Raw genomic sequence first — 17,932 nt, forward strand, 5'->3', positions numbered from 1 at the left:
CACCTTGACGCCCCGGCGGGGCCGGGGGGATCAGACGCGGAAGCGCCGTACGCTGTGGCCGAGCTGGTGCGCCAGTTCGACCAGCTGCGTGACTCCGCCGGCGAGGTTTTCCGCCACCGCCGCGCTCTGCTCGGCGGCACCGGCCACGCACTCCATGCTGCCGGCGATGTCGCGGCTGGCGACGTGCTGTTGCTGCATCGCGCTGGCGATGCCCTGCGCCTGGTCGCGCGAGGCTTGCGCCGCGGTCTCGTTGCGCTTGAGGCCGTCGCCCACGCTCTCGACGTAGCGGCGGCTGCTCGCCAGCGCCGCCAGGCCTTCGGCGATGGACGCTTCCAGGGTGTGCGACTGGCTGTCGAGCAGCAGCGTGACGCGGTCGATCTCGTTGGCCGAAGCCGCCGACTTTTCCGCCAGCTTGCGCACCTCGTCGGCCACCACGGCGAAGCCGCGCCCCTGCTCGCCGGCGCGCGCCGCCTCGATCGCGGCGTTGAGCGCCAAGAGGTTGGTCTGGTCGGCGATGTCGCGCACCTCGCTGGTCATGCCGGCGATGTCGCGGCTCTTGGCGAGGAAGGCGCCGACCAGCTCGGCGGTGCGGCCCACCACCGCTTCCACCCGCCCCACCTCGTCCACCAGGGTGGCGAGCTGCGCCGTGCCCTGGCGGCTGCTCGCCAGCGCATGGTCCGCCGCCTGGTGCATGGCGTCGCTGACGTCGGCCACCGAAGCCACGCTGACCGACAGCTCCTCGATGGAACCGGCCGATTCGGACGAGGCCCGCGACTGCTCGCGTGCCGCGCCCAGGAGCTGCGCCGACATCTGCGCCAGCGTCTCGGCCAGCCGCTCCAGTTCGCCAGCGCTGTGTTGCACCGTCGCCACGCTGCTGGCGAGGTTGCCGCTCATCTGCTGCATGGCGCCCAGCACCTGGCCGGTCTCGTCGCGTCCTGCGGGCGGCAGCGTGACACTGAGGTCGCCGCCGGCGATGGCGCGTACTGCGCCGACCATGCGCCGCATCGGCACCGTGATGCCGCGGGTGATCAGCCAGCCGGCCAGCAGGCTCAGCAGGATGATGCCGCCGCCGGCGCCAAGGCCGATCCATTTGGCCTGGGCGTAGGCCTGCGCGGCGTCGTCCAGCGCGGCGCGCGTCCTGGCCTGTTCCGCGGCGATCAGCGCTTCCAGCGCCTCGCGCCAGGGGCGCACGGCGGGGATCAACTGCGCGTTCATCACCGCGATGGCGCCGGGCACGTCGTTGGCGAGCCCGAGCTGCATCATGCGGTCGATCACCGGTTCGGCCTGGCGGCGCTGGCGGGCCACCTGCTCCAGCAGCGCCCGCTCCGCGGCGCCGGGGGTGTAGCGCTGCCAGTGCTGCTCCAGTTCGTGCAGCGTGGCATCGTAGTCGCGGCGCGCCGTGGCCATCTTGGCGACGGCCTGACGCTTGCTGGGCTCATCCGGAAACATCACGGCGTCGCGGTAGACGGTGCGCTGGCTTTGCAGGTTGTAGGTAAGGCGGGTGGTCAGCTCGACGGTGCGGTTGTGGTCGAGCGCCACTGTGTCGAGATGATCGCGCAGTCGACTAAGGCCGGTGAGCTGGACCGCCAGCAGCAGCGCCACCAGCAGCGTCATGCCGCCGAAGCCGAGTGCCAGCCGCTGGCCGATACGGAGATGGTTCATTTTCTTGAAGAGAGCCTGAAGCAAACAAAGAAAATGATTCTGGCATGTGCGGGCGCTGCGCCGGTTGACGCAGGTCAAGGGGGCGGTCTGGTCGGCGGGAGTGCGGCGGAAGGACTCAGCCGCGGCGGTGGTGCGCCAGCAGTCGCGACAGCGCCGCGCTCACCAGAGGGTTGCTGACGCTGGCGGCGGCTTCCTCGATGCGCTCCAGCGCCGCCGGGCTGATCGCCAGCGCCTTGGGCGGCTTGACCGGCGGCTTGAAGCGGATGTCGACCTTGACGCGGATCTTGCTTGCCGGGTAGCCGCGGTCGGTCAGCGCCGGCAGCAGGCCCGGGCCGATCATCTTCAGCCGCGCCGCCACCACGCCGTTGTCGGCGTACACCACCAGCTCGCCGTCGCGGATGCGCACCGCGCGGCAGTAGTCGGAGAGGGGCGCCGGCAACAGGCGGCGAAAGGCCGTGTCCAGCGCCATCAGCGCCTTGGCCTCGCTGGCCAGGCGCGACAGGCGGCTGTCCTGGCGGGCGATGTCGCGGAAAGAAAGACTGCTCATGGCGCGAATTCTAGCCGATTGCCGCCATGATGGGCGATTCGCGGCGCGTGCGACCGGTTTTTCCGGGGTTCCCTTGACGCGCCACAACTTTGCCCCCATTACGTGGTCAGTGCTTGTGCTACACTTTTCCCCATTTTTCCGGCCCGCTTGGCCTCTGGATTCGAAAACCGATGATTTCCACGCTTCTCAAGAAAGTGTTCGGTAGCCGTAACGACCGGCTGCTGAAGCAATACCGCCAGGTAGTGGCCCGTATCAACGCGCTGGAAGACGGCCTGCGCGCGCTGTCGGACGAAGACCTCGCCGGCAAGACCCCGCACTTCCGCCAGCGCCTCGCCAGCGGGGAAAGCCTCGACGCGCTGCTGCCGGAAGCCTTCGCGGTGTGCCGCGAGGCCTCGCGCCGGGCGCTCGGCATGCGCCACTTCGACGTGCAGCTGATCGGCGGCATGGTGCTCAACGACGGCAAGATCGCCGAGATGCGCACCGGCGAGGGCAAGACCCTGGTCGCCACGCTGCCGTCCTACCTCAACGCGCTCACCGGCAACGGCGTGCACGTGGTGACGGTCAACGACTACCTGGCCAGCCGCGACGCCGGCATCATGGCCAAGCTGTACAACTTCCTCGGCCTGACCGTGGGCGTGAACCTGTCGCAGATGCCGCACCACCTGAAGCAGGAAGCCTACGCCGCCGACATCACCTACGGCACCAACAACGAATTCGGCTTCGACTACCTGCGCGACAACATGGTGTTCAGCACCGAGGAGAAGGTGCAGAAGAAGCTGGCCTTCGCCGTGGTCGACGAGGTCGACTCGATCCTGATCGACGAGGCCCGCACGCCGCTGATCATCTCCGGCCCGGCCGAAGACAACGTCGAGATGTACCAGCGCATGAACGTGGTGCCGCCGCTCCTGGAGCGCCAGCAGGAAGAAGAGGGCGAGGGCGACTACTGGGTGGACGAGAAGGCGCACTCGGTGCTGCTGTCCGAGCGCGGTCACGAGCGTGCCGAAGAGATCCTGACCCAGATGGGCCTGCTGAAGGAAGGCGACAGCCTGTACTCGGCCACCAACATCACGCTGATGCACCACCTGATGGCCGCGCTGCGCGCCCACGCCCTGTACCACCGCGACCAGCACTACGTGGTGCAGGATGGCGAGATCATCATCGTCGACGAATTCACCGGCCGCCTGATGCCGGGCCGCCGCTGGTCCGAGGGCCTGCACCAGGCCGTCGAAGCCAAGGAAGGCGTGACGGTGAACCGCGAGAACCAGACGCTGGCTTCGATCACCTTCCAGAATTACTTCCGCCTGTACGGCAAGCTGTCCGGCATGACCGGTACCGCCGATACCGAGGCGTTCGAGTTCCAGAGCATCTACAACCTGGAAACCGTGGTGATTCCGACCAACAAGCCGATGATCCGCAAGGACGCGCACGACAAGGTCTACCGCACCGCGCAGGAGAAGTACGACGCCATCCTGGCCGACATCAAGGACTGCCACGAGCGCGGCCAGCCGGTGCTGGTCGGCACCACCTCGATCGAGAACTCGGAGCTGATCGCCGCCCTGCTGAGCCAGGCCAAGCTGCCGCACAACGTGCTGAACGCCAAGGAACACGCGCGCGAAGCCGACATCGTGGTGCAGGCCGGGCGTCCCGGCGTGATCACCGTCGCCACCAACATGGCCGGTCGCGGTACCGACATCGTGCTGGGCGGCAATCCGGAGCCGGAAATCCGCGCGGTCGAGAACGACGAGAGCCTGTCCGAACAGGACAGGACCGCGCGCATCGCCGCCATCCGCAGCGAGTGGTCGCTGCGCCACGAGCAGGTGCTGGGCGCCGGCGGCCTGCACATCGTCGGCACCGAACGCCACGAGTCGCGCCGCATCGACAACCAGCTGCGCGGCCGTTCCGGCCGCCAGGGCGACCCGGGCTCCTCGCGCTTCTACCTCAGCCTGGAAGACCCGTTGCTGCGCATCTTCGCCTCCGACCGCGTGTCGGCGATCATGGAGCGCCTGAAGATGCCGGTGGGCGAAGCCATCGAGCACCCCTGGGTGAGCCGTTCCATCGAGAACGCCCAGCGCAAGGTGGAAGGCCGCAACTTCGACATCCGCAAGCAGTTGCTGGAGTACGACGACGTCGCCAACGACCAGCGCAAGGTGATCTACCAGCAGCGCAACGAAATCCTCGACGAGGAAGACGTCAGCGCCATCGTCACCAATATGCGCGAGGGCGTGCTGTCCGACCTGGTCGACCTGCACCTGCCGCCGGAATCGATGGAAGAGCAGTGGGACCTGCCGGGGCTGGAGAAGACCCTGGAGAGCGAGTACCAGCTCGAGGCCCCGGTGGCGGACTGGCTCAAGGCCGCGCCCAACCTCGACATCCCGGAAATCCGCGAACGCATCATCAAGCAGGCCGAGGCGATCTACCAGGCCAAGGTCGAGCTGGCCGGCGAGCCGGCGATGCGCCAGTTCGAGCGCTCGCTGGTGCTGCAGATGCTGGACAACCACTGGCGCGAGCACCTGTCGTCGATGGACCACCTGCGCCAGGGCATCCATCTGCGCGGCTACGCCCAGAAGAACCCCAAGCAGGAGTACAAGCGCGAGGCCTTCGAACTGTTTGCCGACATGCTCGAGCGCATCAAGAAGAGCGTGGTCAGCGTGCTGATGACGGTGCAGATCCGCAGCCAGGAAGACATGGACGCAGTCGAGCCGCACGAGCTGCCGGAGGTCGAACTGCAGCACGCCGAGCCGGGTTCGGCACTGACCGCGGCGGACGACGAGAACAACCCGTACGCGCCGGCGGCACTGGCGGCGCAGGGCCTGCGCATCGGCCGCAACGACCCGTGCCCGTGCGGCAGCGGCCAGAAGTACAAGCAGTGCCATGGCCGCCTGGCCTGAAAGGCCGATCACCGCTGAGTCAGCGGGCTCGACCTGAGCGCAACAACAACGCGCCCGATGCTGCATCGGGCGCGTTTTTTCTTGCCTTGGCCGGCGCCGCCTTCGCTTAGCCACTGGCGCGATAGCGGCTAAGCTTGAGCCATCGCCACGAGAGGAGACTGTCCCATGACCCGCACCGCCTTCATCACCGGTTCCACTTCCGGCATCGGCCTGGCCGTCGCCTGCCGTCTCGCCGCCAACGGCTGGGCCATCGGCCTGCATGGCCTGGCCACTCCCGAGCAGCGCGACGAGGCGCTGGGCATGGTGCGCCAGGCCGGTGCCGCCGCCGCCGCGTTCTTCGACGGCGACCTGCGCGACCCCGCCGCGGTGCAGGGGTTGGCCGAAGCGGTGCAGCGCTGGCGTCCCGTCGACGTGCTGGTCAACAACGCCGGCATGCAGCACACCGCGAGCGTGGCGGCGATGCCGGCCGAGCTGTGGCAGGCCATCCTCGCCGTCAACCTGTCGGCCGCGTTCTTGCTGATGCAGGCGCTGCTGCCCGGCATGGCGGGGCGCGGCTGGGGGCGCGTGGTCAACATCGCCTCGGTGCACGGGCTGGTGGCGTCGGTCAACAAGGCGCCGTACGTGGCGAGCAAGTTCGGGCTGGTCGGGCTGACCAAGGTGGCGGCGCTGGAATACGCGCAGAGCGGGGTGACGGTGAACGCGATCTGCCCGGGCTGGGTGGAGACCGCGCTGATCGAGCCGCAGATCCAGGCGCGCGCGGCCGCCTTCGGCGGCGACCGTGACGCCGGGCTGAAGGCGCTGGTGCTGGACAAGCAGCCGTCCGGACGCATGAGCCAGCCGTGCGACATCGGCGAGGCGGTGGCGATGCTCTGCGGCGACTGGGCGCACAACCTGACCGGGGTGGCGCTGCCGATCGACGGCGGCTGGAGCGCGCAGTAGCGGCCATCGCGCCACGTTGGCCGAAGCGCGTTGCCCTGCGTCTTCGGCCAACCTGACTGCCCCGGCCGCAAGGCTGTGGACAACTCTGTGGATGGCCTGAGGGTAAGCTGTGGAGCGGCGGTGGATGGTCAATGCGACCAATGTTGCAGTGCACGAAAAGGCGATCCGGGGCTAGAATGGCGCTTTGCCCGCTGAACCCGCCATGATCGTCCGTCCTGCCTCGCCCTCCACTTTCTCCCTGTTATTTTCGATGCGCGGCTCGGTGGTGCCGGTGGTGTGGCGCCGCGTGCTGTTCACCGTCGGTGTCGCGGTGCTGGTGACGGTGGTGCACGGCACGCTGGGGCCGCTCAAGATCACCCTGACGCCGACGCCGTTTTCGCTGATCGGCCTGACCCTGGCGATCTTCCTCGGCTTTCGCAACAGCGTCAGCTACGACCGCTTCTGGGAAGCGCGCAAGCTGTGGGGCGAAGTGCTGGTGGTGACGCGCAACCTCGGCCGGCAGACCCTGACGCTGGTCGACCATCTCGAGGCGGAAGAGAAGAAAGTCCTGCTGTACCGGCTGGCGGCGTTCTCCCATGTCCTGCGCCACCAGCTGCGCGGCAGCGATCCGTCCGCCGACCTGGCCCGGCTGCTGCCGGCCGGCGAGTGCGCCGCGGTGCTGGCGCAGCCCAACCGCCCCAACATGCTGCTCGAGCGCATCGGCGCCGCCTACGCCGCGCTGGGCCGCGCGGGACGGGTGTCGCCGCAGCTGCTGGCCAACATCGACGAGCAGATCTCGCTGCTGTCGCACGCCTACGGCGGCTGCGAGCGCATCCGCCACACCCCGATTCCCTACGCCTACATCCTGCTGCTGCACCGCACCGTGCACCTCTACTGCTACCTGTTGCCGTTCGGCCTGGTGGACAGCGTCGGGGTGATGACGCCGCTGGTGGTGGGCATCGTGTCCTACACCTTCTTCGGCCTCGATACCCTGGGCGACCAGATCGAGGACCCGTTCGATACCCTGCCCAACGACCTGCCGCTCAACGCGCTGTGCCACACCATCGAAAGCAACCTGCTGATGCTGCTGGACGAGCCCTTGACCACCGCGCCGCAGCCGGACGCCAGCGGCGTGCTGCTGTAACTACCCCTGCGCGGTCTTGCGGCACGCCTCATCGGGTCGCCGTGTGGTTCGCATCCTCCAGACAAAAAAAGGGTTGCCCCGGAGGGCAACCCTGCAAGTTCTGCCATGGAGGCAGGTCGCTTCACACTCCATCCAAGGAGATGTCGGTTACAGCGTGACCCAGCGCGGTTGGGTCAGCGCGGCCGGATTGAGCACGGCGTCGAGCTGGTCGCGGCTCATCAGGCCGCGTTTCAGCACGATGTCGTAGACGCCGCCGCCGCTGGCGTGCGCTTCGGCCGCCACTTCGGTGGCCGCGGCGTAGCCGATGTAGGGGTTGAGCGCGGTGACCAGGCCGATTGAGTTTTCCACCTGGCTGCGCAGGAAGTCGCGGTTGGCGGTGATGCCCTTGACGCAGTTGTCGGACAGCGTGCGGCAGGCCTGGGTCAGGTGGTTCACGCTGCGGAACAGGCTATAGGCGATCACCGGCTCGAAGGCGTTCAATTGCAGCTGGCCGGCTTCGGCCGCCATGGTCACGGTGAGGTCGTTGCCGATCACTTCGTAGGCGACCTGGGTCACCACTTCCGGGATCACCGGGTTGACCTTGCCCGGCATGATCGACGAGCCGGCCTGGCGTGCCGGCAGGTTGATTTCGCCCAAGCCGGCGCGCGGGCCGGACGACAGCAGGCGCAAGTCGTTGCAGGTCTTGGAGAGCTTGACCGCGACGCGCTTGAGCACGCCCGAGAGCTGCACGAAGGCGCCGCAATCCTGGGTGGCTTCGATCAGGTTGGGCGAGGTGATCAGCTCCAGGCCGGTCAGCGCCGACAGCTGGCGGCACACCAGGGGGACGTATTCCGGGTGGGCGCAGATGCCGGTGCCGATGGCGGTGGCGCCGAGGTTGATCTCCAGCATCAGGCGCGAGGCTTCCTGCAGGCGCAGCTCGTCCTCGCCCAGCATCACCGCGTAGGTCTGGAATTCCTGGCCCAGCGTCATCGGTACCGCGTCCTGCAGCTGGGTGCGGCCCATCTTCAGCACGTCGCCGAACTCCTCGGCCTTGGCGGCGAACGATTCACGCAGCTCGGCCATCGCGGCCAGCAGCTGCTGCACGCCCCAGTAGGTGGCCAGACGCAGCGAGGTCGGGTAGACGTCGTTGGTGCTCTGGCACAGGTTGACATGCTCGTTGGGGTGCAGGTGGCGGTACTCGCCCTTGGCGTGGCCCATCAGCTCCAGCGCACGGTTGGCGATCACCTCGTTGGCGTTCATGTTGGTCGAGGTGCCGGCGCCGCCCTGGATCACGTCCACCACGAACTGCTCGTGCAGCTTGCCGGCGCGGATTTCCTCGCAGGCGGCGACGATGGCGTCGGCGCGCGGGGCGTCCAAGAGGCCCAGCTCGCGGTTGCTCAGTGCGGCGGCCTGCTTGATCGCGGCCAGCGCCGCGATCAGGTTGGCGTAGCCGGCGATGGTCTGGCCGGTGATCGGGAAGTTCTCGATGGCGCGCAGGGTATGCACGCCCCAGTAAGCATCGGCGGGTACGTCGCGGTCGCCGAGCAGGTCGTGTTCGCTACGAGTAGTCATGGGTTTTGTCGTTGTCGTGTTGTGGTAAGGGACAGGGCGCACTGTAGGCGAGGGCGGTGCCGGCTGGCCAATTCCGAATGCCGATCGCGTCATGCTTTTTTTGCATAACCTGGCCGGCGGCGGCCCGGATACTGGCGCTGGGGGGATAACGGCGCAGGGCAGGGGGTGGCCTGCCCGGGGCTCGTCGGTGAGGCGGCGGCAGTGCGCCGGATGGGTGGAGACACCATGGCCTTGTGAGCGCGGTGCTGCCTTGCTCCGTCAGTGTCGGAGCCCGCCGGCGATGGGGGCGCTGCGCTTCACTCTTGCGACGCGAATTCCTGCCGACAGCTGCCGTTTGGGCAAGGTGTTGGGTTGTGGCTGGTGCGCCCGCTCTCAGATCGCCGGGTATTCGGTGGCGAGGTACTGCCAGAACGCTTCCAGCACCGGCCGGTTGCGCTTCTTGCTGCGATAGAGGCGCAGTTCCATGTCCACCCCCCAGCGCTCGTCGGCGGCCGGGGCGAGCTGGCCGTAGCGCACTTCGCGCGCCACCGCGCTTTGTGGCAGGAACGCCACGCCGTGCCCCTCCAGCACCATGTTCTTCAGCCCCTCGGCCATGTCGGTCTCATAGCGCAGGTGCAGATGGCAGGGTTCCGGCGCATCGGCCAGGATCTGCTCGGTCATCAGCCGGAAGTAGGCGCTGGCGGCGTAGCCGAGGAAGGGCACGGGGGCGGCCGCGCTGCCGGGCAGGGCGAAGCGCGGCTGGCGCTGGCGGTCGGCGCGGGCGTAGGGGCGCAGCCGTTCCACGCCGAGCCGGAGGCCGAGGTAGCGGCCGTCTTCCAGTTCCACCGGCTGCTTGGGATGGTGGTAGCACATCAGGAGGTCGCTGCCGCCTTCGACGAAGGCCAGCAGCGCGTCGTGCACGTTGCTCGCCTGCAGCCGGCACGACAGTTGGCCGAAGCCCTGTTCCACCCGGCTCAGCCACTTGGGGAAGAACGAGAACGACAGCGTGTGGGGGACGGCGAACTCCAGCGTGTCTTCCGGCAGCGGGCGCATGCCCTGCAGCAGTGCCCGGGTGGCGTGGATCTGGTTGAGCATGGCGGCGGCGTGTTCGCGGAACACCTCGCCGGCCGGCGTGAGCCGCGTCGGGTACGAGGTGCGGTCGATCAGCTCGGTGCCGATCCAGCCTTCCAGGGCGCGGATGCGGCGCGAGAACGCCGGCTGGGTCAGGTGGCGCGCCTGTGCCGAACGGGTGAAGCTGGCGGTTTCCGCCAGCACCAGAAAATCCTCCAGCCATCGTGTTTCCATGCTCGTGCTCCAGCGTCCGGGGCGGTGGGAAAGAACGGGGTGCATGGTAGCACCGTGATGAACGATTGGTGCGCGTGGCGGTCTGTTGCCTGTTGTCCGCTTGCGCGGAGCAAGATCGTGAACCGGTTCCACAGGAGTGCGCCATGAATCCACCCCGCTTGACCCGTCTCTGCGCCGTCGTGCTGGCGCTGACGCTTGCCGCCTGCGCCACGCCCCAGACGGCGGGTGGCAGGCGTGCCGCCAGTCCGGCCCCGGCGCCCGCCGCCCAGGCCGCCGCCGTGCCACCGGCACCGAGTACCGCCCCCGCGCCGCGCCTTGCCGCGGCGGCCGACTGCATCCAGGGCGGGGCGCAGAAATGGGGTATCCCCGCCAATTACCTGACGCGGCAGACCCGCGCCGATGGCGGCATCGTGCTGACTCTGGTCAATCCGTATTCCGGCAAGCGCGGCCTGAGCATCGAGTTGACGCCGGATGGCCGCCACACCGAGGCCAATCTGGATGAAAACGGCACCGTGGTCTCGGCAAAGTGGCGCGGGCTGGTGAGCCGCTGTACCGACGGCGCCTGACCCGGCCGGGCGCGTTTTCATGACGTGCAGGCAATGTGCCTGCCTGGTCATGTCGTTGTCTTTAGCGGTGCCGTTTGCGTGTTGGAAGCCGTGACGGCGCCCGGGGAGTCCGGTAGCATGTCGGCGCTCGCGGGACGGTCCGCGGCGTTCTGAACAGGGCTTCCCACGGGGAGCCCTATGGTTTTCCCGCCTGCCGTTCCCCTGTTTTCCGACTCTGCCCCGTTCTCTTGTTGGCAACACGATGAAGATGAAATGGTTGTATCCGGCTGCCTTGCTACTCTGGTTGGTGCTGTGCGCACTGATCGGGGTGGCGTTCGCCAGCCGTGCCGTTCATCAGGCCGAAAGCGAATTGGAGCGCGCCACCGGACGGCTCGCCGAGGACATCGCGCAGCGCCTGAACGCCACCGAGGCGCAGCTCGACAGTTACGCCGGCTTCTCTACCTTTGGCCAGCATCACGGGGAGTTGACCGAGCACAGCCTGCTGTTGCGCCAGTTCAAGCGCCATCGCGCGATCGTGCTGGGGCTGCGCGTGCGGCGCGTGAACAAGGACGAACGTGCCGCCTTCGAGCGCGAGTTGAGCGCCCGCCGCGGGCGCCCCGTCGCCATCCACGGCTACGACCCGGGACGCCAGCCGCCGCGCTACACGCTGGAGGGCGGCGGCTATTACCCGGTGGTATCGATGGTGCCGGCTGGCGTGTTGCCGCCACCGTTTTCGCCGGCCTTGGGCATGGACGTCAGCCGCGTCGATTTCCTCTACGACGCCCTGCGCCAGTCGCAGCGGCGCGAGCTGCCGGCGTTGTCGCGTCCGTTCGCGCTGGGCGACGGCCGGCTGGGCTACCTGATCATCCGCCCTGCCGACGAGTTCGTGCTGCAGCCGGCGCCGGCGCTGTTGCCCGATCGCCAGTTCGTGGCGCTGGTGCTGCGCGTCGACGATCTGCTGCCGCGGCCCCTGAATCTCCCCTCCGGGATGCGGGTGCAACTGTGGCATCAGCGCTACGGCCAGCAGGACCCGCAAGGGCGCTTCCTCGATACCGGCCGCGTGGCGCGGGGGCCATTCGAGACGCTGCTGTTTCCGAGCCTGGAGTTGAGCCGCAGCACCGGAGGTTCGACCCCGAGCCTGATGCTCAAGGTCAGCTGGCAGCTGGGCTGGGTGCAGATCGGGCTGTTCGAGTGGCTGGTCATGGCGCTATTGGCGCTGGTGCTGCTGGCGGTGCTGTTGTTCGGCGTCAACAACCTGCTGCGCTGCCATGTCGACCGGGTCGCGCGGGAGCAGGAGCTGTTCCATCTCGCCAACCACGACGCCCTGACCGGGCTGGCCAACCGCAACCTGTTCGAGGACCGGTTGCAGCACGCCATCCGCCGGGTACGGCGCAACGGCAAGCGTCTGGCGCTGCTGCTGCTCGACATGGACCGCTTCAAGCCGGTCAACGATACCTACGGCCACGCTGCCGGCGACCGTGTGCTGCAGCTGATCGCGGCGCGTCTCAACGAGGTGCTACGCGGCGAGGACACCGTGGCGCGGCTGGGCGGGGACGAGTTCGTGGTGCTGCTCGAGGACGTCGACGCCGATGCCGACGTGGCGCAGGTGCTCGAACGGCTGCAGCTGGCCCTGCAGGAGCCGTATGAGATTGATGACGGCACGGTGACGCTGGGCGTCAGCATCGGCACCGCGTTTTATCCGGACGACGGCGACGCGATCGAGGGGCTGCTCGCGGTGGCGGACCGCACCATGTACAGCGCCAAGCAACGGGCGGCGGAGCGTTAGCGCTGCCAACGAGCGGCGCCGGCGCCCGCTCCCGCAGGCTGACGAGCTCAGGCCGGCTGCGTGCCGCCGGCGCACAGAGTCGGCATGGGTGCCTGAGGATGTCGCTTCGCTGCGCCGCGCTCTCCGCCGCCGGCCGTCGGCGCTCACGATGGGAAGGCGTAGCCGTCTATATGGAACAGACACTTATCCACAGGCCGGTTTTTGCAGTACAATGCCCGCCAACGATCCGAGGAAAGCCCGCATGTACCAGTCCGAATTCACCGATTTCATGACCCAATTTCTCGATAAGAACCCGCAAGTGGACAGCGAGCGCCGTGAGCTGCGCCTGACCTGGTGGGACCGCAAGGTCGATCTCGACGACCAGCGCCGCTGGAAAGAGGCGCGTGTGCCGCAGAAGCCCTACGTCTACCAGCCGGAGTGAGCCTGTCCCGGTCGTTCCCCGCTACGCCCGTGTTCACGGGCGTTTTGCCGTCTAGATGCCGTTCCTGACATGACCAGCCGCACCGTACCACTCGATACGCCCCTGCACGACTACCTGATGGAGATCGGCGTCACCGAACACCCGGTGATGGCCGAGCTGCGCGCCTTCACCGCCGGCCATCGCCTGGCCAAGATGCAGATCGCCCCGGAGCAGGGCCAGTTCATGGCCTGGCTGGCGCAGCTGATCGGCGCGCGGCGCTACCTGGAGATCGGGGTGTTCACCGGCTACAGCGCGCTGGCGGTGGCGCTGGCGATGCCGGACGACGGCGAGGTGGTGGCTTGCGACGTCAGCGACACCTTTACCGCCATCGCCCGCGAGTACTGGCAGAAGGCCGGCGTGGCCGAACGCATCCGGCTGGTGCTGCAGCCGGCGCTGGCGACGCTGGAGGCGCTGTTGGCCGAAGGCCGCGCCGGCAGCTTCGACCTGGCCTTCATCGACGCCGACAAGCCGGCCTACCCGGACTACTTCGAGGCGTGCCTGAAGCTGGTGCGGCCGGGCGGGGTGATCGCCATCGACAACATCTTCCTCAGCGGCCGCGTGGTTTCACCGCGCCCGGAAGACCCGCCCGGGGTGCACATCATGCACGCCTTCAACGCCGGCCTGAAGCACGACCCCCGCATCCGGCTCGCGGTACTGCCGGTGGGCGACGGCCTGACGCTGGCCACCCGCTTGTAATGCCGATCGGCTCCCCGGCTGAACTTTCCGCCGTGCGGGCCGGTCTTTACCGTTTCTGTCATCAAACCCCTGCGGCCGCGATGGTATCATCCGGCCAGACGCCGTTATTCGCTACGCTGCCATGCTCAATCGACGCCCCCGCCGCCAGATGAACCAGATGAACGTCGTGCCTTACATCGACGTGATGCTGGTATTGCTGGTGATTTTCATGGTCACCACGCCGCTGTTCACCCCCGGCGTGATCGACGTGCCGAGCGTGTCGCACGCCGCCGCGCTCAACGAGCAGCCGCTGGAGGTGATCGTCGAGGCCGACAAAACGATGCAGCTCAAGGCCGACGGCAAGGAAACGCCGTTGGCCGGCAAGGACGAGCTGATCGCGCGCTTGCACGAACTCAACGCCACCGAGCGCCCGGTCGCCATCACCGCCGACCGCGACCTGAAGTACGCCGAGGTGGTGGAGATCGCCGACGACCTGCACAAGGCCGGCATCAAGCGTGTGGCGCTGACGGTGAAACAGGGCAAATGATCGCCGTGGCCGAACAACGCAATTCACCGTGGCCGGTCGTCCTGTCGCTGCTGCTGCACGCCACGGTGGTGTTGCTGCTGGTGCTGGGCGGGCTGAGTTCGAACGACAAGCCGCAAGACGCCCCGGTCGCCGTCGAACTGTGGAGTAGCGCGCCGCCGCCTCCGCCGCAGGCGCCGAGCGTGGCTGTGCCGCAACCTGCGACCCGCCCGCAGCCGGCTCCCCCCAAGGTCGCGCCGGCGCCGGTCGAGCCGCCGCGCGCCGAGGTCAATCTCGGCGAGAAACGCAAGCCGCTGCCGCCGGTGAAGAAGCCGGAACCCAAGCCGGAACCCAAGCCGGAGCCGAAACCCGCACCCAAGCCGGAGCCGAAACCCGAACCGAAGCGCGAAGCCAAGCCGGAGGTGGTGAAGCAGGCCAAGCCGCAGCCGGCAGCCAAGCCGGTCGAGAAGGCCCCGCCCGTGAAAACCGCCAAGGCCGACAGCGTGCCCGACAAGCATGCCGAGAAGAAGGCGGCGGCGCTGCCGCCGGGCAAGGGCAGCAAGGCGGCGCCGCGCTACAACCCGGAAGCCGACGACCTGCTGGCCGATCTTGGCAGCAGCAACACCACCAGGAAGGGCAACGCGCGCAGCGACCAGGCCGGTCAGAAAACCGGCGTGGTCGGCGGTTCGGCCAACGGCACGTCGCTCAACCTGGACGGCTACGCCAGCAAGGTCCAGGCCAAGGTGAAGCCGCTGGTGCAGGTTCCGCCCGAGCTGTCGGGCAACCCCAAGGCCGTGGTGCAGGTGACGCTGCTGCCGTCGCTGGAGGTACGCGCGGTGCGCCTGCTGGCGTCGAGCGGCAACTCCGCCTACGACGAGGCGGTGCAGCGTGCGATCTGGGAGGCCAAGGTCTTCCCGTCGCTGCCGGCCGGCGCCAGCTTTACCGATTTCCGCCAGCTCAAGCTGGAATTCCGCCCCCATTGAGACCCCCATCGCACCACTGAGGAAGCCGATGCCCATCGTCAAAACGCTGATCCGAGCAATGTTGCTGCTGTGCCTGGCTGCCGCCGGCGCCGCCCGCGCCGACATGACCATCGAGATCGTCGGCGGCGGCGCCAACCGCCACGCCATCGCCGTGCTGCCGTTCCAGAACGAAACCACGCAGGTGCGCGAGGCGCTGACCCCGATCATCCGCAACGATCTCTTGCTCACCGGCGCGTTCCGCATGGTCGACCCGGCCAGCGCCGCCAACCCGGCGTTCGAGCCGGCGCAGATCAACTACCCGGCGTGGCGCGGCGCCGGTGCCCAATCGCTCGCCATCGGCAAGGTCGAGGCGGCGGGCGGCCAGGTGAAGATCAGCTTCCGCCTGTTCGACGCCGCCCAGCAGAAGCAGCTGACCTCGGGCGAATTCACCGTGACGCCGGAGCGCTCGCGCGAAGTGGCGCACACCATCGCCGACATGATCTACGAGGCGATCACCGGGCAGAAGGGCATCTTCAACACTCGCATCAGCTACGTGCTCAAGTCCGGCCGCGACTACCTGCTGCAGGTGGCCGACATGGACGGCCGCGGCGCCCAGACCATCCTGCGCTCCAGGGAACCGATCATCTCGCCGGCGTGGAGCCCGGACGGCGGCAAGATCGCCTACGTCTCGTTCGAGGCCAAGAAACCGGTGGTGTGGGTGCAGAACCTCGTCACCGGCCAGCGCCGCATCGTCGCCAACTTCAAGGGCAGCAACTCCGCGCCGGCGTGGAGTCCGGACGGGCACCAGCTCGCCGTGGTGCTCACCACCAGCGGCACCTCGCAGATTTACGTGATCGACGCCAACGGCGGCGGCGCGCGCCGCGTCACGCACAGCAACGCCATCGATACCGAGCCGGCATGGAGCCCGGACGGCAGCCAGCTCTACTTCGTCTCCGACCGCGCCGGCGGCCCGCAGATCTACGTGCAGCCGGTGGCCGGCGGCAGCGCGCGCCGCCTGAGCTGGGACGGCAGCTACAACGTTTCGCCCAAGGTGTCGCCGGACGGCCGCACCCTGAGCTACATCCGCCGCCAGGGCGGCCAGTTCCGCGTCGTGGTGCAGGACCTCGCCAGCGGCGACAACCGCGTGCTGTCGAGCGGCGCCTACAACGAGCGGCCGAGCTTCGCCCCGAACAGCCGCATGGTGCTGTTCGCCAGCGACGAGGGGGGCCGGAGCGTGCTGTACGCCGCCACTCCGGACGGCAGCAGCAAGGTGCGCCTCGCCGTGATCAACGGCGACGTGCAGGACCCGGCGTGGGGGCCGTTCAACCGTCCCTGAGGATTTTTTCCGGATATCGCGATGACGGGGGGAACCCTGAACGGTTTTCCCTGTCCGCTATCAGTTAGCGGATTGCCTGTTGCGCAGTCGCTTGCCCACTTTGACCAATACCTTAGGAGTCAATGCATGAACCTGAAACACCTGCTGATCGGTACCGCCACCGTCGCCCTGCTGGCCGCCTGCTCCAGCACCAAGCCTCTGGAAACTGCCGCCCCGACCGTGAACGGCAGCGCCGGCGCCGGTCAGAGCGCCACCCTGCCGGCCGACACCGGCGCCGCCGGCCAGGGCTCCGTGGCTGTCGACCCGCTGAAGGATCCGAACAGCCCGCTGTCCAAGCGCAGCGTGTACTTCGACTTCGACTCCTCCGCCGTCAAGCAGAGTGAACAGCAGACCGTGGCCAACCACGCCGAGTACCTGAAGTCGCACCCGGCCCGCAAAGTGGTGATCCAGGGCAACACCGACGCGCGCGGCAGCCGCGAGTACAACCTGGGCCTGGGCCAGCGTCGCGCCGAGAGCGTGAAGAACGCCATGCAGGTTATCGGCGTCAAGGAAAACCAGCTGGAAGCCGTCAGCTTCGGCAAGGAAAAACCGAAGGCGACCGGCAACACCGAGGCCGATTACGCGCAGAACCGTCGCGCCGACATCGCCTACGACGGCGAGTAACCGCCTATATTCAGCTGGCGGGCGAGCCCTGGCGGCCTGAGTGTCGCCGCGGCGCGCAACAGGCGATGGCCTGGCCGTCATACTGGAATGGGTGCCACGTTGCTCCCCCCGGGCCGTTCCGGATGACGTATCCTGAGCGGCCCGATTGCCTTCAAGGAACACGATCATGAAACGGCTTGCCCTCGGTGCGCTGTTGCTGACCCTGCTGGCTGGCTGCGCCACCACCACCGAGCTGGACGACACCCGCAGCCGCCTGGAAGATACCCGGCGCCAGCTCGACCAGATCAATCGCCAGGCCAACACCCGCCTGACCGACGTCGAAACCAAGCTGTCCAACGACAAGCTGCTGGCGATGATCAGCGAGCTGGAAAGCCTCAAGGCCGAGCAGGCGCGCCTGCGCGGCGAGCTGGAAGTGCAGGGCTACAACCTGCAGAACACGCAGAAGCGCCAGAACGATCTCTATGCCGACCTGGACGCCCGCCTCGCCAAGCTGGAAGGCGGCGCGCCGGCCTCGCCGGCTCCGTCCGCTACCGACAGCAGCGCGCCGAGCTCATCGGCGCCAGCGGCGACGCCGGCCAGCTCCGACTACGACAAGGCCATCGCCCTGCTGCGCAACCGCGACTTTCCGCGCGCCACCGAGGCCTTGAAGCGCTTCATCGACCAGAACCCAGGCGCAGTGGAGGCGGTCGACGCCATGTACTGGCTCGGCGTCGCGCACGCCGCGCAGCGCCAGTACGATGCCGCCATCGACATCCATCGCCGTTTCGTCGAGCGCAATCCGAATCATCCCAAGGCCCCCGACGCCTTGCGCAACATCGCCAACTGCCAGCGCGACCTGGGCCAGGTCGACGTGGCCAAGGCGACCCTGCACCGCCTGATCAAGCTTTATCCGAAGAGCGCCGCGGCGGTGAAGGCCAAGGAGCAACTCAAGCAGATGTGAGGCCAGGGCGAGTCAATCCGCATTTTCAGGGGCTGCGGCCCCTTTTTC

General features: G+C 68.1%; 16 protein-coding genes. 12 read left to right on the plus strand and 4 right to left on the minus strand.

Annotated features, from left to right (window positions below; translation table 11 throughout):
• Positions 1-30: 30 nt before the first annotated feature.
• Both AC3WG5_RS08775 and AC3WG5_RS08780 read right to left on the minus strand, forming a co-directional pair.
• Positions 31-1,662, minus strand: coding sequence for a methyl-accepting chemotaxis protein (locus tag AC3WG5_RS08775; protein WP_492568426.1), 1,632 nt, complete (start codon positions 1,660-1,662; stop codon positions 31-33).
• 115 nt (positions 1,663-1,777) lie between these two features.
• Entirely contained in the window at positions 1,778-2,209 is a 432-nt protein-coding gene (locus AC3WG5_RS08780) for a DUF721 domain-containing protein (protein ID WP_008954753.1), read from the minus strand.
• Positions 2,210-2,379: 170 nt separating this feature from the next.
• On the opposite strand from AC3WG5_RS08780, the gene secA reads away from it, so the two are divergent.
• The 3 genes from secA to AC3WG5_RS08795 all read left to right on the plus strand — a co-directional run bounded on the left by secA (position 2,380) and on the right by AC3WG5_RS08795 (position 7,159).
• Entirely contained in the window at positions 2,380-5,097 is a 2,718-nt protein-coding gene (gene secA / locus AC3WG5_RS08785; protein WP_492568427.1) for a preprotein translocase subunit SecA, read from the plus strand.
• Positions 5,098-5,262: 165 nt separating this feature from the next.
• Positions 5,263-6,036: a 3-hydroxybutyrate dehydrogenase gene (locus AC3WG5_RS08790; RefSeq protein ID WP_492568428.1), complete on the plus strand. Its 774-nt coding sequence runs from the start codon at positions 5,263-5,265 to the stop codon at positions 6,034-6,036.
• Positions 6,037-6,238: 202 nt separating this feature from the next.
• A complete protein-coding gene (locus AC3WG5_RS08795) occupies positions 6,239-7,159 on the plus strand; it encodes a bestrophin family protein (RefSeq protein WP_492568429.1) in 921 nt (306 codons plus the stop codon).
• 147 nt (positions 7,160-7,306) lie between these two features.
• Here AC3WG5_RS08795 and aspA read toward each other — a convergent pair whose 3' ends face one another.
• Positions 7,307-8,710, minus strand: coding sequence for an aspartate ammonia-lyase (aspA, locus tag AC3WG5_RS08800; protein WP_294866097.1), 1,404 nt, complete (start codon positions 8,708-8,710; stop codon positions 7,307-7,309).
• Between the two features lie 372 nt (positions 8,711-9,082).
• Positions 9,083-9,994, minus strand: a complete 912-nt coding sequence (locus AC3WG5_RS08805) for a LysR substrate-binding domain-containing protein (protein ID WP_008954758.1) — start codon at positions 9,992-9,994, stop codon at positions 9,083-9,085.
• 143 nt (positions 9,995-10,137) lie between these two features.
• On the opposite strand from AC3WG5_RS08805, the gene AC3WG5_RS08810 reads away from it, so the two are divergent.
• From AC3WG5_RS08810 to ybgF, 9 genes are all read left to right on the plus strand, one after another.
• Positions 10,138-10,560, plus strand: a complete 423-nt coding sequence (locus AC3WG5_RS08810; protein WP_492568430.1) for a hypothetical protein — start codon at positions 10,138-10,140, stop codon at positions 10,558-10,560.
• A 241-nt stretch (positions 10,561-10,801) separates the two neighbouring features.
• The gene (locus AC3WG5_RS08815) at positions 10,802-12,325 is read left to right on the plus strand and encodes a diguanylate cyclase domain-containing protein (RefSeq protein WP_492568431.1); all 1,524 of its coding nucleotides are present in this window, start codon (positions 10,802-10,804) and stop codon (positions 12,323-12,325) included.
• A 241-nt stretch (positions 12,326-12,566) separates the two neighbouring features.
• The gene (locus AC3WG5_RS08820) at positions 12,567-12,746 is read left to right on the plus strand and encodes a DUF3460 family protein (RefSeq protein ID WP_008954761.1); all 180 of its coding nucleotides are present in this window, start codon (positions 12,567-12,569) and stop codon (positions 12,744-12,746) included.
• A gap of 69 nt (positions 12,747-12,815) precedes the next feature.
• Entirely contained in the window at positions 12,816-13,481 is a 666-nt protein-coding gene (locus tag AC3WG5_RS08825) for a class I SAM-dependent methyltransferase (protein ID WP_492568432.1), read from the plus strand.
• 157 nt (positions 13,482-13,638) lie between these two features.
• On the plus strand, positions 13,639-14,007 hold the full coding sequence (locus AC3WG5_RS08830) for a biopolymer transporter ExbD (protein ID WP_232503510.1): 369 nt from the start codon (positions 13,639-13,641) through the stop codon (positions 14,005-14,007).
• Positions 14,004-14,966: a cell envelope integrity protein TolA gene (tolA, locus tag AC3WG5_RS08835; RefSeq protein WP_492568433.1), complete on the plus strand. Its 963-nt coding sequence runs from the start codon at positions 14,004-14,006 to the stop codon at positions 14,964-14,966. The genes AC3WG5_RS08830 and tolA overlap by 4 nt, the downstream gene beginning before the upstream one ends.
• 28 nt (positions 14,967-14,994) lie before the next feature.
• Positions 14,995-16,281 (plus strand): Tol-Pal system beta propeller repeat protein TolB, encoded by a 1,287-nt coding sequence (gene tolB / locus AC3WG5_RS08840; protein WP_492568434.1) that lies wholly within the window; start codon positions 14,995-14,997, stop codon positions 16,279-16,281.
• A 126-nt stretch (positions 16,282-16,407) separates the two neighbouring features.
• A complete protein-coding gene (pal, locus tag AC3WG5_RS08845; RefSeq protein ID WP_492568435.1) occupies positions 16,408-16,944 on the plus strand; it encodes a peptidoglycan-associated lipoprotein Pal in 537 nt (178 codons plus the stop codon).
• A 166-nt stretch (positions 16,945-17,110) separates the two neighbouring features.
• Positions 17,111-17,884 (plus strand): tol-pal system protein YbgF, encoded by a 774-nt coding sequence (gene ybgF / locus AC3WG5_RS08850; RefSeq protein WP_492568436.1) that lies wholly within the window; start codon positions 17,111-17,113, stop codon positions 17,882-17,884.
• Positions 17,885-17,932: the final 48 nt, after the last annotated feature.

The organism is Pseudogulbenkiania sp. FW507-F1 (assembly GCF_058781125.1).

Coding starts and splice junctions, on each gene's coding strand:
- pal (WP_492568435.1), top strand. CDS start 16,408: ATGAACCTGAAACACCTGCTGATCGGTACCGCCACCGTCGCCCTGCTG.
- AC3WG5_RS08820 (WP_008954761.1), top strand. CDS start 12,567: ATGTACCAGTCCGAATTCACCGATTTCATGACCCAATTTCTCGATAAG.
- aspA (WP_294866097.1), bottom strand. CDS start 8,710: ATGACTACTCGTAGCGAACACGACCTGCTCGGCGACCGCGACGTACCC.
- AC3WG5_RS08780 (WP_008954753.1), bottom strand. CDS start 2,209: ATGAGCAGTCTTTCTTTCCGCGACATCGCCCGCCAGGACAGCCGCCTG.
- AC3WG5_RS08815 (WP_492568431.1), top strand. CDS start 10,802: ATGAAGATGAAATGGTTGTATCCGGCTGCCTTGCTACTCTGGTTGGTG.
- AC3WG5_RS08795 (WP_492568429.1), top strand. CDS start 6,239: ATGATCGTCCGTCCTGCCTCGCCCTCCACTTTCTCCCTGTTATTTTCG.
- AC3WG5_RS08775 (WP_492568426.1), bottom strand. CDS start 1,662: ATGAACCATCTCCGTATCGGCCAGCGGCTGGCACTCGGCTTCGGCGGC.
- AC3WG5_RS08830 (WP_232503510.1), top strand. CDS start 13,639: ATGAACGTCGTGCCTTACATCGACGTGATGCTGGTATTGCTGGTGATT.
- secA (WP_492568427.1), top strand. CDS start 2,380: ATGATTTCCACGCTTCTCAAGAAAGTGTTCGGTAGCCGTAACGACCGG.
- tolB (WP_492568434.1), top strand. CDS start 14,995: ATGCCCATCGTCAAAACGCTGATCCGAGCAATGTTGCTGCTGTGCCTG.
- AC3WG5_RS08790 (WP_492568428.1), top strand. CDS start 5,263: ATGACCCGCACCGCCTTCATCACCGGTTCCACTTCCGGCATCGGCCTG.
- ybgF (WP_492568436.1), top strand. CDS start 17,111: ATGAAACGGCTTGCCCTCGGTGCGCTGTTGCTGACCCTGCTGGCTGGC.
- AC3WG5_RS08810 (WP_492568430.1), top strand. CDS start 10,138: ATGAATCCACCCCGCTTGACCCGTCTCTGCGCCGTCGTGCTGGCGCTG.
- AC3WG5_RS08825 (WP_492568432.1), top strand. CDS start 12,816: ATGACCAGCCGCACCGTACCACTCGATACGCCCCTGCACGACTACCTG.
- tolA (WP_492568433.1), top strand. CDS start 14,004: ATGATCGCCGTGGCCGAACAACGCAATTCACCGTGGCCGGTCGTCCTG.
- AC3WG5_RS08805 (WP_008954758.1), bottom strand. CDS start 9,994: ATGGAAACACGATGGCTGGAGGATTTTCTGGTGCTGGCGGAAACCGCC.